Source organism: Lujinxingia vulgaris, from assembly GCF_007997015.1.
Lineage (GTDB): Bacteria > Myxococcota_A > Bradymonadia > Bradymonadales > Bradymonadaceae > Lujinxingia > Lujinxingia vulgaris.
In genome coordinates, this window is the sequence record NZ_VOSM01000013.1 from 56,721 (window position 1) to 70,375 (window position 13,655).

8 protein-coding genes are annotated in these 13,655 nt (G+C 64.7%); 3 read left to right on the forward strand and 5 right to left on the reverse strand.

From position 1 onward, the window contains the following. Window positions 1-323: 323 nt before the first annotated feature. The 3 genes from FRC98_RS18565 to FRC98_RS18575 all read right to left on the reverse strand — a co-directional run bounded on the left by FRC98_RS18565 (window position 324) and on the right by FRC98_RS18575 (window position 4,601). Entirely contained in the window at window positions 324-2,675 is a 2,352-nt protein-coding gene (locus FRC98_RS18565; protein ID WP_146982925.1) for an FG-GAP-like repeat-containing protein, read from the reverse strand. Between the two features lie 606 nt (window positions 2,676-3,281). Next, window positions 3,282-4,022: a c-type heme family protein gene (locus FRC98_RS18570; RefSeq protein WP_230467782.1), complete on the reverse strand. Its 741-nt coding sequence runs from the start codon at window positions 4,020-4,022 to the stop codon at window positions 3,282-3,284. A 210-nt stretch (window positions 4,023-4,232) separates the two neighbouring features. Continuing rightward, entirely contained in the window at window positions 4,233-4,601 is a 369-nt protein-coding gene (locus tag FRC98_RS18575) for a thioredoxin family protein (protein WP_230467783.1), read from the reverse strand. Window positions 4,602-5,140: 539 nt separating this feature from the next. Here FRC98_RS18575 and FRC98_RS18580 point away from each other — a divergent pair. Continuing rightward, window positions 5,141-6,667, forward strand: coding sequence for a proprotein convertase P-domain-containing protein (locus FRC98_RS18580; protein WP_146982927.1), 1,527 nt, complete (start codon window positions 5,141-5,143; stop codon window positions 6,665-6,667). 479 nt (window positions 6,668-7,146) lie between these two features. Further along, window positions 7,147-8,952, forward strand: coding sequence for an AMP-dependent synthetase/ligase (locus FRC98_RS18585; protein ID WP_230467784.1), 1,806 nt, complete (start codon window positions 7,147-7,149; stop codon window positions 8,950-8,952). Between the two features lie 145 nt (window positions 8,953-9,097). Here FRC98_RS18585 and FRC98_RS18590 read toward each other — a convergent pair whose 3' ends face one another. Beyond that, window positions 9,098-10,120 carry a lysophospholipid acyltransferase family protein gene (locus FRC98_RS18590; protein WP_230467785.1) on the reverse strand — a complete coding sequence of 341 codons (1,023 nt, stop codon included), beginning with the start codon at window positions 10,118-10,120 and terminating at the stop codon, window positions 9,098-9,100. Window positions 10,121-10,260: 140 nt separating this feature from the next. Between FRC98_RS18590 and dtd the strand changes: the two genes are divergently transcribed. Further along, entirely contained in the window at window positions 10,261-10,707 is a 447-nt protein-coding gene (gene dtd, locus FRC98_RS18595) for a D-aminoacyl-tRNA deacylase (protein ID WP_146982930.1), read from the forward strand. A 28-nt stretch (window positions 10,708-10,735) separates the two neighbouring features. On the opposite strand, the gene FRC98_RS18600 is transcribed toward dtd, so the two are convergent. Beyond that, window positions 10,736-13,564, reverse strand: a complete 2,829-nt coding sequence (locus tag FRC98_RS18600) for a lipoprotein N-acyltransferase Lnb domain-containing protein (RefSeq protein ID WP_146982931.1) — start codon at window positions 13,562-13,564, stop codon at window positions 10,736-10,738. Window positions 13,565-13,655: the final 91 nt, after the last annotated feature.

Genomic DNA, 13,655 nt, shown 5'->3' on the forward strand with positions numbered 1-13,655 from the left:
CTCTGGCGGGGATCTGCGTTAAACGTTGGCACCGACCGTGCCCACCAAACCGATTGCGCTCCAGCGCGGATATGGTGAGCCGGTCGACGAGAGGAACTGCGGAGTTCATGAGCCGAGGTGGTGGCGCAGGGCCGCAATGGGACGACGCAATGTTCAACCGAGGGTTGGTCACCACCGGGCAAAATGCTCAACCGAGGGTCGGACATCTCTGGGGTAAAATGCTCAACCGAGGGTTGGTCACCACCGGGCAAAATGCTCAACCGAGGGTCGGACATCTCTGGGGTAAAATGCTCAACCGAGGGTCGGACATCTCCGATCGTTCGTCAGCCGATGATGCGGCATTGCACCCCTTCCACGAGCGCTTCGTTGTTGTCTTCGTTGCACTCGTTGTAGCGGTTGTCCGGGTCGACTCCCACGCCAAGTTCGAACTCGGCCTGCAGCAGGGCGTTGGGCACCTCCATGCTCAGCTCAAAACGCTCGGTGTTGCCGGGCAACAGCGCCTCGCTGAGCTCAAGACGTTCATCGAGCAAAAAGGTGCCGTTGCGGGAGAGGGTCACGAGAACCGGTGTGCCCTGCGGCACGCTGCGCGCGCCCTCGTTACCCACGACCACGCTGATCCGAAGTTCCCCCTCCACCCCGCAGGTGACCTGGTTGGTGGTGACCTCCTCCACGACCAGATCCGGCGCGTCGAAGAGGCCGTCGGGCTGAACGTTCTGGCGGAAGTTGTTCAGCCGCCCGTTCTCCCAGTTTCGCTCCGGAATTCGCGGCACTTGCCCCTCCTCGGTGATATTGGTCACCGAGTAGGCGTGCTGATTCCAGATGCGGCGGGTGCGCACCCAGTTGTTGCGCGCGTCCTTCCAGACCCACAGCCCGGGGCGACTTCCGCGGTTGCCGTAGGCCGAGGCCACCAGCACCTCGGCCGCCCCGTCGTTATCGACGTCGGCGATCACCGGCATCTCGATGCGCGTGTTGCTCTCGTGCTGCCCGTCCACAAAGAGCACCTCACCGGTGGTCCCGTCGAGGATGTAGAAGTTCTGCTCATCGGCGTAGACAACCTCGGCTTTGCCGTCGCCCTCGAAGTCGAAGACGCTGGAGGCGGTCGCGCGGCTGGAGCAGTCCTGGTTGGCCGTCTTCCAGAGGATGCCGCGATCGGAGCAGCCCAGATCTTGCCAGTCGTCGACGTCGCACTCCCGCTTGGCCACCACGTAGAAGTCTGCGCCGGCGGTGCCGATCTCGGGGATCCCGTCGCCGTCGAAGTCGGCGATCGTGGGCGGGCCGGCCTCATTGCCGTTGGTGCAGTTGTCCAGCGGCACGCCGATCTTCCAGACCTCCTGGCCCTGGTGATCGAGCACGATGATCTCTCCGCGACGCACCAGCACGATGTTAGGGTGGGGGCCGTCTTCAAAACGCGCCACGGCGTTGAACCCGTCGCAGCTTAAAGGCCCCTGACAGCTGGAGTTCTGCGAGGTGAAGGCGTAGGTCCACAACACCTCTCCGCGGTGGTTGTAGAGGGTGTTGCCGGCGATGACCTCCTGGGTGTCGTCGAGGGTCACGTCGGCCACCGTGGCCGCCGGTCCCAGAAACGCGTTGTTGCCGATGCCCCCCGGGCCGCCGGCGTGATCGGCGCTGGTGACCACGCCGTCCCATTTGAGCACGCCGCTCTGGCCGTTGAGCACGACGTTGCCGATGATGACCTCGGGTTGCCCGTCGGCGTCGAGATCGGCCACCGAGGCGTTGGCACCTCCACGGGTATGAACATCCCAGGTGGGATAGTCCTCATTATGCCACATCGGCTCCCACTGGCTGCCATCGTCGCTGATGCGCCGAAACGCCACGGTGCCCTGGGGACGCCCGGCGGCGTTGCGCGTCACGCCGATGATCTCGGCGACCTCGTCGCCATCCAGGTCCGCCAGCGCCAGGCCGGAGTCGTTGTTGATCGGCGGCTCGCTGATCGAGGCGATGGTGCGCATGGTGCCGTCTTCTGCGCAGCGCCCCTCCACCACGCGCACCGTGGCGTCGACGTTGCAGCAGCCCTGGCTGTTGCGGTTGAACGAGGGGAAGACGATGTCGGGGATGTCGTCGGTGTCGGTGACGCCGTCGCCATTATCATCGCTGAGGTTTGCGACAACCGGCACCGCCACCACATCGCCTCGATTTGCAAACTCCAGCCCGTCGGGCACCCAGGTGCAGCCGGGCGCAGGCTCCAGTTCACCGACCGGGGGTCGGTACTCGCAGACGGCAACCTGGTCGCGGGGAAGGCACTGCCCGATGGAAGGCTCGCAGATCTCGTCGAGCGCGCACTCTTCTGTGCGCTCACACGCCCCGCGCGTATCGACGCACGCCTCGCCAAGGCAGACCTGCGCGGCAGTGCAGCAGACGCCGGCGCAAGCGCTCTCCTCGGCGCCGCATTCCAGCGTGGCGTCGGCGTCATCCTGCGCGTCGACGCCGCTGTCTTCTCCACCGTCCAGGAAATCTGTGTCGCCACCGACGTCGGCATCCACGCAGCGATCGGCCACGCAACGCCCCGCCCCCTCGCAGTCTTCGTCGGCCACGCACGCGTGCGTCCCGCTGAGACCCTCATCATCACAGCCCGAGCAGGCCGTGGCCCCCAGGGCAAAAAGCAGCGAGAGGGCGCTGCCGGCGAGTCGAGTAGATAAAGATGCACGTCGAACCATAGAAACCTCGGAGAGCTACAGCGGTCGGTGAACGCTCTCAGAAGTAGCGAATGGTGGGGCTCGCGTCTAGCGCTGGTGAGATGCGTCACGTCGCGACAGCAAGACGAAGCGATCACTGCGGCACAAGCGCTGAAGATCGTCCAACCGAGGGTCGAGCATCCCCCGCATCGTTACTGAAGATCGTCCAACCGAGGGTCGAGCATCCCCCGCATCGTTACTGAAGATCGTCCAACCGAGGGTCGAGCATCCCCCGCATCGTTACTGAAGATCGTCCAACCGAGGGTCGAGCATCCCCCGCATCGTTACTGAAGATCGTCCAACCGAGGGTCGAGCATCCCCCGCATCGTTACTGAAGATCGTCCAACCGAGGGTCGAGCATCCCCCGCATCGTTACTGAAGATCGTCCAACCGAGGGTCGAACATCCCCCGCATCGTTACTGAAGATCGTCCAACCGAGGGTCGAGCATCCCCCGCATCGTTACTGAAGATCGTCCAACCGAGGGTCGAGCATCCCCCGCATCATCCCTGAAGATCGTCCAACCGAGGATCGGCCTCCCAACCGCATGATCGCTGAAAAACGTTCGACCGAGGGATGGTCAAATCACCTCAACTTCCCGGCACTTCCACCCAGAACCAACCCCGCAGATCGCCCTCGGCATAGCCGGTGGCCCGGTCTTCGGGATAGTAGGTCTCGATCGCCCGGGCGACCTGCGGCGCCAGCGACTCTCGCTCTCCGTGGCAGGTAAGACACGGCGCGGCGATGCGAATCGGGCTGAGCACCGCAAGCTCCTGCTGTGGCCCCACGCCCACCCGCTCCTCACCCGCCTCGTTGGCCATCGCGGCGGCCCACTGCGGCGGCTGGTTGTCGGCGTTTCGCAGCTTTTCGGAAAAACGTCCGATGCGCACCCCGTGCTCGCGGCCCACCTCCGCAGTCAGCACCCCCGCCTCACGATGACAGACCTCCACCGCCGCCGGCGCGCCCTTCTCCTGCACCACCCCCATCACTCGCCCCATCAGGGTGCTCGCCAGGGCCTGACGCGCTTGCCGGGCCCGCTCCAGCTGCGACTGCTGGTCGGGGCTCAGGCGCTCCGCTTCCAGCTGACTCCAGCCCGCGGGCAGCGTCTCGCCCCCCTCATCGCCCGCTTCTTGCGTGGTGGCCGGCGCAGAAGCGCCCTGCTGCTGTGCTTCACCCTCGGCGATCTCGGTCCCGGGAGCCTCCTCACCCTCCTGCGTTGATGCTGGCGAGCGCTCGCACGCGCCCAGCAGCAGCGCGCCTGCCAGCATCGCCACGCTCAAAAGCGACGATCGTTTCCACGCGTTTCCCGAACTTCCGCCAGCACGCTTCACGGGCATCTCCTCATAAAAATCCATCCCACACACCGTTCAAGAACTCGCCGACGTCACTCGCCAGGCAGCGCATGCCACCTAAAGCGCGCAGCCTCCGATCTCTTATAAGAAATAGAATGAAAAAGATCAGACGCCATGCAGGTCCCGTCGCATCCCTGGCCGGCCCACAACCTCAGCTCGCCAGCATCGCGGCAGCGGGCCTCAACGACCTCACCCGCCAAAGAGCTTTTTGAAAAATCCCGGCGGACGGTCCGGGTTGATGCGCTGCGCCAGAGACACGATCTGCGCGGCGCTCTTCGCCCCGATCGAGACCTCCTGGATCTGTCCCTCCCGCACCGCGATGAGTGTCGGAAGGCTGCGCACGTTAAACGCCCGGGCAAGCGCCGGGTAGGTCTCGGTATCGAGCTTGTAAAACGCCACCGGCTGGTCGGCCATCTGCTCGGCGGCCGCCTCAAACTGCGGGGCCATCATCTTGCAGGGGCCGCACCATCCCGCCCAGAAGTCGATCAGCGCGGCCGGACCGCCTGGCTCCATGATCGCCTCAACCTCGGCCTGCGTCGTCAGTTCTTTCACCGTCATGGCGTACTCTCCTTAAGGGGGATGAAGCTCAAGGCTTTTGAACTCAAGGATAGCGTTGAGCAAACTTCATACCACGACGCTCTTGAGCAGATCGCTCACCGGCGAGGGTCAAACACCTCGCCAGGTGAAAAAAGATGTGTGCGGGACGCAAAATCCCGTCAACACTCACGATACTAAGAGTACGGGCTCGTGATGGAACCACCTCTTATGCAGAAGAGGTGGAAGAGCGAGGACCGGAGAGCACCATCTGTAGCGCGCAGTTTTGAAACGTATGTCGCAGAATTGAAACAGTTTTGCGACGTGCGGGGCCTTCCACGGGGCTCTTGAAACAGGCCCGTTTCGGCCGACCTTCCCACCGCCTTCACCCACTCGGGGCAGGGGGTAGGCCGATGTAGGTAACATGTTGCAATTTCAGCGGGCTTTTGATTATGGTGCCCGGCACTTCGATGGACATCGACGCGCGGCGTCATGGCGTACCGCCGAGTCTGCGCGTTCCACGATAACCTGCGTTTTTTGCATCTTCTTTTGAGAGACTCTTTATGGCGATGAACACCAAGCAGTGGTGGTTGCTGGCGATCGGCGCGAGCCTCGTGCTGGCGAGCTGTGGCGAAGGCACCGAGGTCGAGGGGCCGAACACCGACAACGGCGCCGTCTTCGCGCCGCCGCTCGAAAACCTCGACACCCTCCTCGATGGCGCGCCCGAGAACGCCTCGCTTCAAAACGAAGCCAAGGGCGATGAGGTTTTTGCGCCGACCAACTACGATCTGATCGCGCTGCAGTCGCCCACCGCCAACCAGGGAAGCCGAGGGGTCTGCTCGATCTTTGCGGCCGTCGCCCTGATGGAGCACCTCTACATCAAGGAAGGCACCTACCCCGACAAAGACTTCTCCGAGCAGTACCTGCAGTGGTCGGCGAAGTTCGAGGTTAACTCCTTCCCCAACACCTCCGGCTCCAGCTCCACCTACAACCTGCGCGCGATCAGCGACTTCGGGATCGTCGAAGAGGCCTTCTGGCCCTACGAGTCGCGTCCCTGGGGCGCCTCCGACGATGAGCGCTGCGTGGGCGATGAGGCCGAGCGCCCCACCGAGTGCCACACCAACGGGCACCCGCCTCAGGAGGCCGTCGACGCCGAGAAGTGGAAGCTTCCCTCGAGTCGCTGGATCTCCACGCGTGAGCGCGACATCAAAGCGATCATGAAGAATAAGGGCACCGCGGTGGTCGCCGGCGGTGACTTCTTCTACCAGTCGTGGAACCACGGTGCCTCCTCGCTTCCGACCAACAGCGAGTACGCCCGCAAAGGCTACGTCCTCTACCCCAATGAGGCCGACAAGGCCGACAGCCGCGAGCGGCCGGCCGGTCACGCCTTCCTGCTGGTGGGCTGGGACGACACCCTGACCGTGGAGCGCCTCGATGAGAATGGCGAGGTGATGCTCGATGAGAATGGCGAGCCGCTCACCGAGACGGGCTTCTTCATCTTCAAAAACAGCTGGGGCACCGGCAGCTGGGGCACCGATCACGCCGACGAGCGCATGCCCGACGGCTACGGCTACATCTCCTACCGCTACGTCGAAGAGTTCTTGAGCGCTCGCGCCACCGACATCCCGGTGTTTGAAGAGCCGGAGCCCGAGCCCGAGCCCAACCCCGATGATGTCTGTGGCGAGACCCTCAGCTGCCGGGAGGATAGTTGCGTTGACTCTCCGCTCTGTGATGGGGAATGGGAGAGCTTCTCGAACCTTGATGAGTTCGAGATTCCCGACAACGATCCCAACGGCGTGATCAGCACCATCGAAGTTCCCGGCGAAGGTCCCGCTATGGAAGTTCAGGTCGATTACATCATCGAGCACTCCTACGCCGGGGATCTGGAAGTTCGTCTCTTCATCCCCAGTGGTGAGCATGTCGTTCTGCAGGAAGCCGACCAGGCTGCGGGTACCGAGCTTGAGGGCAGCTTTATTGTCACGAGTCTGCAAGGTGAGGAGACCGGAGGAAACTGGTCGTTGCAGGTGGTCGATAGCTTCGGCGCCGATACCGGCGTGGTTCTGGGATGGCAGTTGACCATCCTCCGCTAAACCCTGCTACGATCGTAGAATCGAAAACCCCGGAGCGGCTCGCCGCTCCGGGGTTTTTTATTGGGATTTTGGTGGGTTTGCACAACCGAGGGTTGGTCATCTCCGTCGCAGCATCGGGTCGAGATGCACGACCGGGGGTCGGTCATCTTCGTCGCAGCATCGGGTTGAAATGCACGACCGAGGGTTGGTCATCTCCGCCGCAGCATCACGTCGAAATGCACGACCGAGGGTTGGTCATCTTCGTCGCAGCATCGGGTCGAAATGCACGACCGAGGGGCGGTCATCTTCGTCGCAGCATCGCGTCGAAATGCACGACCGAGGGTCGTGCAACATCGCGAAAAATCACCGAAACGTCCGACCGAGGGACGGACATCTTCGCGGACGCTGGCGCGCGCGAGTCGGGCGATTTACACTCCCCCTATACGACACGCACCACAGCCCGGCTCGTTTGCAACCCCCGCCCCATCTGGAGGACGAAGATGCGCGACACGGTGATCGATCGCTTCTTTCAGCAAGTGGACCGTCGAGGTGACTCGCCGGCGATGTATTTCAACGAGAGGGGCGTCTGGCGGGCCATCTCGTGGGCGGAGTATGGCCGCCGCGCCCGAGACTTCGCCGGGGCGCTGGTCGCGCTGGGGGTTGAGGCCGGGGAGCGCATCAACATCTGTGGCTTCAACTGCCCGGAGTGGGTACTCGCGGATGTCGGCGCGATGATCGCCGGCGTGGTCCCCGCGGGCATCTACCACACCGACAGCGCCGAGCAGATGGCGTACATCGCCGACCACTGCCGCGCGCGGGTGCTCGTGCTTGAAGACAAGGTCCAGTGGGAGAAGGCCGCCGGGATCATCGACGAGCTGGAGCATCTTCTGCAGGTCGTGATGATCCGCGACGCCGAGTTGGTTGACGATGGGCGAGTGATCAGTTTCGACGCCTTTTTGAAGCGCGGGCGCGATTTTCAGGACGAGGTCGACCGCCGCATGGAGGCCCTGGTCGGCCAGGAACTGGCGACGTTGATCTACACCAGCGGCACAACCGGAGCGCCCAAGGGGGTGATGCTCAGCCACGACAACCTGGCCTCCACCGCCAACATGGCCTTTGAGGTCGTGGGCGACGCGCTCATCGGTGAGACCGGCGCCGGACCGGGCGACTGCGTCGTCTCCTACCTTCCGCTCTCGCACATCGCCGAGCAGATGTTCACCATTCACCTGGCCATAACCCTGGGCTACCCGGTCTACTTTGCCGAGAGCGTCGAGAAGTTGCGCGACGCGCTGGTGGAGGCGCGCCCCACGCTCTTCTTTGCCGTGCCGCGGGTCTGGGAGAAGTTCCGCGCGGTGCTCGAGAACCGCCTCAATGAGGCCACCGGGCTCAAGGCCTCGATCGTGCGCTGGTCGCGCGAGGCGGGCGTGGAGGCCGGGCACGACATTATCGAGCACGGCGCCCCCCGCGGCGTCACCGCGCTTCGCTACGCGGTGGCCCGAAAGCTCTTCTTCGACAAGGTCGCCGAGCCCATCGGGCTTGACCGCCTGCGCCTGGCGATCAGCGCGGCGGCCCCCATCGGCGCCGATGTGCTGGAGTTTTTTATGGGCCTGGGCATCGTCATCCGCGAGATCTACGGCCAGTCCGAGGGCACCGGCCCCACCACCATGAACTACCCCCGCGCCGGCCTGAGCAAGCTCGGCACGGTGGGGCGCGCGATGCCGCGGGTCGACATCGCGATCGCCGACGATGGCGAGATCCTTTTTCGCGGCCCCAACGTCTTCATGGGCTATTTTGAAGATCCCGAAAACACCGCCGAGACCCTCGTCGATGGCTGGCTGCACTCCGGCGACATCGGCAGCCTCGACGCCGACGGCTTTTTGAAAGTCACCGACCGAAAGAAGAACATCATCATCACCTCCGGCGGCAAGAACATCGCACCCGCCCCCCTGGAGGCTCGCCTCAAAGAGCTCGATGTGATCAGTCAGGCAGTCGTCATCGGCGACCAGCGCAAGTATCTAAGCGCTCTTCTGACCCTGGACCCCGATCTCGCACCGGCCTTTGCCAGAAAGCACGACCTCCCCACCGACCTCCGCCAGCTGGCCGACGACCCCGAGTTTCAAGCCCACATTCAGGGGCATATCGACCGCATCAACCGCAAGGTCGCCCGGGTGGAGACCATCAAACGCTTCACGCTGCTGCCCGATGATTTTGATGAGGCCCGCGGCGAGCTGACGCCGACGCGGAAGTTGAAACGTCGGGTGATCTCGGAGCGTTACGCGGCCCAGATCGACGCGATGTACGGGTAGAACGTCGAGGCGCGGCGTGGCAGATGCACGACCGAGGGTCGGACATCATCGCCACACAGCGCGGGCAAAGTGCACGACCGAGGGTCGGACATCATCGCGCATCATAGTACCGAGATGCACGACCGAGGGTCGGACATCATCGCGCTCAGATGAAGCGGTTGGCCCCTTTGACCTTGCCCTCATGACCTTCCAGGCGCTGGTGGCGCTCGTCGAGCAGGTCGTTGATGCGATCCATCACCAGATCGGTCATCCCCCGGAACGCCTCGGCGTGGTCGCGCTCGGCTTCCAGGGTGAAGGGGGTGTAGTCCTCCTCGATCGCAAAGGGCTTAAGATCGCCCTCGGGCGTCATCGGCTCGCCCAGGCGATACACGATCGTGCCGCCGCTGGAGAGGGGGCTGTTGCCCGGGTAGGCCAGGTCGGAGCCGTTGCAGCCCACCGGCACCACGGTCGCCTTCATGCGCAGCGCCATCTGCGCAAGACCGGTGCGGCCCTGCTGCAGGCGCACCGAGCGGGTGCCCTCGGGGAAGACGAGCACGTGCAGGCCGATGTCGAAGGCCTCTTCGTTCAGCTCAACGAAGCGATCCATCATCTGCTTAAACAGCTCCGCGATGCGTTCGAGGTAGTTGTGGGTCTGCGGATCGAAGTTCAGCCCGAGCAGGTCGCGGGGCGTATCGAGCAGGGCCACCACATCGGAGAGGACGCCTTCCTCGGCGGCCTTCTCACGCAGCGCGCGGGTGTCGGTGCTGCCGCTGTCCACCGCCTTACGCACCATGCGGTAGGCGCGCTCGGCCGGCGGCCTCCCCAGCAGGCGCACGGCGTCGGCGGTGATCAGGTAGCCGCGGGAGGGCACCGCCAGGTTGTTCATCTTGATCATGAAGGTCTGAATCGCCGGGTTGTTGTAGTACTTCCCCTTGACCCAGGTCGTGGTAAACATCCCCTCATCGCGCCAGAGCCGCCACTGGAAGGGCCAGTAGTTGTAGCGGTCGGTATGGTTCATCGCGAAAATCACCGGCCGGTCGCGCGGCAACTTCTCCATGCCCTCAATGCGGATGTCGGTGCGCGTCAGGGGATTTTTGAAGTTCGGCGTGAGCACGCCAGACGCAAAGATCACCTGGCCCATCGGTCGGCGAGTCAGGGAGATGGCGTTGAGGGTATCGAGGGTGAGCATGGGAACCGTGCGAAGGGGGAGGGGTAAATCGGGGGTGGACCCACGGGGGGAAAACGCGCGAAAGGTAGCACAGCCCCCGGCGCAAAAGTAGCCGCGCGAGGGCCATTCGGACCACCTTTGCCTCAACGAAAAGGAGCGGTATGCGAGCATTGATTCAACGCGTTCATCAGGCCCGGGTCGAGGTCGATGACGAGACGATCGGCCAGTGTGGGCGCGGACTTCTCGTCCTTCTGGGCTGTGGCGAGGGCGACACCGAGGAGGATCTCGATTACGTCTTTGAGAAGGTCATCAACCTGCGCATCTTCGAGGATGAGGCCGGCAAGATGAACCTCTCCTTGCTCGACATCGGCGGCGAACTTCTGGTGGTGAGCCAGTTTACGCTCTACGCCGACACTCGCCGCGGGCGCCGCCCCAGCTTCGTGGAGGCGATGAAGCCGGAGCCGGCCGAGGCGATGTACGAGGACTTCGTGGCCCGCGCTCGCCAGCGCGGCATCACCACCGGCACCGGGAAGTTCGGCGCGATGATGAACGTCTCGCTGACCAACGCCGGGCCGGTCACGATCATGATCGACAGCCGCGCGCGCTGAGTTTTTTCAACGCCAGCCTGGTCGCATCTCAGAAGGGGAGTTCCACCCGCAGACCGGCGCGCCAGGTCCCGAAGAAGGGGCTCTGGCCGGTCTCAAGCGGGCGGTAGTCGCGGGTGGTGTAGAGGGCGTCGATAAAGGGGCCGGCGACAAGCGGCGTTTCGCCAAAGGTGGCGAGTTTAAGATCGGCAGCGACTCCCCCGCGCACCTCATAGCGCCAACCCCCGGGCAGGCTCGCGAGCTGGGCGCTGGAGGCCCACAGGCGCAGCACGTTGGCGTAGCTTCCAAAAAGATGCACCTGCCCGCGAAGTTGCAGATCGGCGCCGAGCAGCGCGGTGTTTTCGCGGTGCGCGTCAAAGCCCAGGTAGGCTCCCAGGCCCACGACCAGGTGGTTGACGTCGTTACTGTCGCGCCACACCGGCATCAAGAGGGTGGGCGTGGCGGTGAGCGCAAAGTAGAGGTCGCGCCGACCATCGTGGCTGACCCGAAGATCAAGTCCCCAGCCGGCCGCATCGAGGAAGCTGCGCCGCACCGCCCCGTAGGTGCGCTGGAGGCTGGCGTAGCGGAAGATCACCAGATCGGCCTGCAGGCTCTCGGCCGTTTTGCGCAGGTCCGGCCCGATCTCGGCGGCCAGGTCCAGCCCGAAGACCCGCGACTCAATGTCGCCCCGGTAGCCGCGCTGGCGAACCTCTCCCAGACGATCTTCGATGGGCGAGTAGGAGAGCTCCAGGTGCGTGCGGAGCTGGTCGGTGGCGCCGCCCCCCAGGGTGAGGCGGTGGCGGCCTGAGGGGGCCTTGGAGCGCGCGTCCAGGGCCTGCATCCGCTCCAGATAGCGTTGCGCACGCGTGTCCAGGTAGGCCACGCCGTCCCAGTCGGGAAGATGCGCGTCGATGAGCGAGGATTGGGCCTGCAGCGCGCGCAGGTAACTTGCGCGGGTCTGAGCCTCGTGGTCGAGCACGGCCTGCTGATCGGGGTTCCACGTGACGGTGGCCGGATCGATGTTGATGGTGGTTTGCGCCGCCCAGTGCGCCTGAGCCTCGGCGCGGGCGACCAGATCTTCGTGGCGGTAGAGCTCTCGCCGGCGCGCGATCAGCTCCTGCGCGCTTAAGCGGGGGCGCGGCCCCTGGGCGGCGAAGAGCAGCGCGCGGCGCGCGTAGTGGGCGTTGTCCATGAAGAAGCGCTCGACGAGCACGCTGTTGTAGAGCGTGTCGACGAGCAGCTGTGCCTGGTCGGGATGCTCGGCGGCCAACCCCGAGAAGATCGCTTCGGCGTTGGCGTAGGCGCGCTCGCGCACGGTCGGTTCGGGATCTTCGAGCGCCTCAAGCAGCGCGTCAAAGCTTGCGCGGGTGGGGCGGTCGGCGTCGATGGCGTCAGCCAGGCTGAGCAGCAGCGCGCGTCGTTTGCGCGCGCCTTCCTGCGCAACCTCTCGCCCGCTGCGAAGCGTGTCGGGGCGCTTGATCAGAAGTCGCCCCTGCTCGCCATTGTCGACCGACGCCAGCAGATCGAGCACGTCGGTGGGCATGATGATCGCCGCGTCGCGCTCGGGAAGCTCCAGCCCCAGCGCCGGCTCCATCAGGTCGACCAGAAAAGACGCGCAGTTCGCGTTGAGGAATCGGTACGGGTAGAGCGTTCGCCGTTCGCTCTCCCAGAGCCGCTCCAGCAGCCGCTGGGATTGCTCCCGGTTAAGCTGCAGCGTGTAGCGGCGCAGGTTGCGCTGCTCATACTGCAAAAAGAGCCGGTCGACGCCGCGGAAGGTGTTGAGCTCCAGCACCGTCGGAAAGCCCCCGACGACGCCCTTGATCAGGTAGTCGATGGGGTCGACGTCGCTGTCGGTGAGCGCGCCGAACTGGTAGACAGGCTCAAAGCCCACCCCGCGCACAAGGCCACCGCCGCGGTATTTGACGTGCAGGAGCAGGTGCCCGTAGAGCGACTGCGGGCGAGAGGTTGCCGCCGCAAGAAGCACATCGAAGCCATCGAGGTCGTCGAGGCGCGCCCAGGTTTCAAAGGCCGGGCAGCGCGCGCCCGCCATCGCCGCCTGCGGCAGCACGCGCGCCGGCTCCTCCCACTCCGGCGAACTCTCGGACAGAAAACTCCGCAGCGCGCGCGAGGCGGTAAAGGACTGGCAGCCCAACGTGGTGTTCGGGTCGAGCTCTTCGAGCCGGCGCGCCACCGGGGGCTGATCCTGGCGCTCCAGCAGAAGATCTTCGGGGCGCACAAAGTAGGCCTCGGCAAAGGTCACCAGATCCAGGTGCGCGCTGCGCATGCCCATCGGCCGCGCATAGCCCCAGACGTCCTGGTTGTGCGGGCCGCGCAGCGCCAGGTGCCAGCCGTTAACCTGCTGCCAGCGCGCATCCTCCGACCAGCCCCGCGCCCGATCTTCGAGCGTCATCGCCAGGTGCACCACCGCTCGTCGAAGTTGCAGCTCGCGCTGCTCCTCGCGAGTGAGCACGGCGTACTCCTCCACCGGACCTTCTCCCAGGAGGGGCGGGCTCTCGTAGATATAAAATTCGCGGTGTTTTTTACCGAAGGTCGGACAGCTCTCGCTGTATCGCCCCACGCCGTAAAGACAGGCGGTGTTGCGACGCACCAGTCGGACCGGCTTCTGGCGAAGCTGCGCGAAGAGGGCACGGGGCAGGGCGTCTGCTCCCTTAAGAAGGATCGCGAGTTCTCCGGGGTGCCAGGCGTCGGGTGCGGCGACGATCATCCCAAACTCGCGACGAAGTCGCTCGACGATCGCCTCGGAGCGGCGAGGTTCCTCACGCGGCCCGTCGTCAACGACGATTACAGAGGTGGCCTCGCCGGCCTCAGACTCACTGGCCTGCGCGGGCGTGCTCGCCATCAACGTGATTGTGAGCGCCATCAGCGCGCCGAGCCGGCACGCGCGCGTGCGCTCCCTGATTAGAATCCACGACTTCAACGTCACGTCGCCTGCGTCCGGGGAAAGAGTTCAA

Bases quoted from the DNA above. Each gene is read 5' to 3' on its own strand.
- FRC98_RS18580 (WP_146982927.1), top strand. From the start codon at position 5,141: ATGGCGATGAACACCAAGCAGTGGTGGTTGCTGGCGATCGGCGCGAGC.
- FRC98_RS18575 (WP_230467783.1), bottom strand. From the start codon at position 4,601: ATGACGGTGAAAGAACTGACGACGCAGGCCGAGGTTGAGGCGATCATG.
- FRC98_RS18565 (WP_146982925.1), bottom strand. From the start codon at position 2,675: ATGGTTCGACGTGCATCTTTATCTACTCGACTCGCCGGCAGCGCCCTC.
- FRC98_RS18600 (WP_146982931.1), bottom strand. From the start codon at position 13,564: ATGGCGCTCACAATCACGTTGATGGCGAGCACGCCCGCGCAGGCCAGT.
- FRC98_RS18590 (WP_230467785.1), bottom strand. From the start codon at position 10,120: ATGCTCACCCTCGATACCCTCAACGCCATCTCCCTGACTCGCCGACCG.
- FRC98_RS18585 (WP_230467784.1), top strand. From the start codon at position 7,147: ATGCGCGACACGGTGATCGATCGCTTCTTTCAGCAAGTGGACCGTCGA.
- dtd (WP_146982930.1), top strand. From the start codon at position 10,261: ATGCGAGCATTGATTCAACGCGTTCATCAGGCCCGGGTCGAGGTCGAT.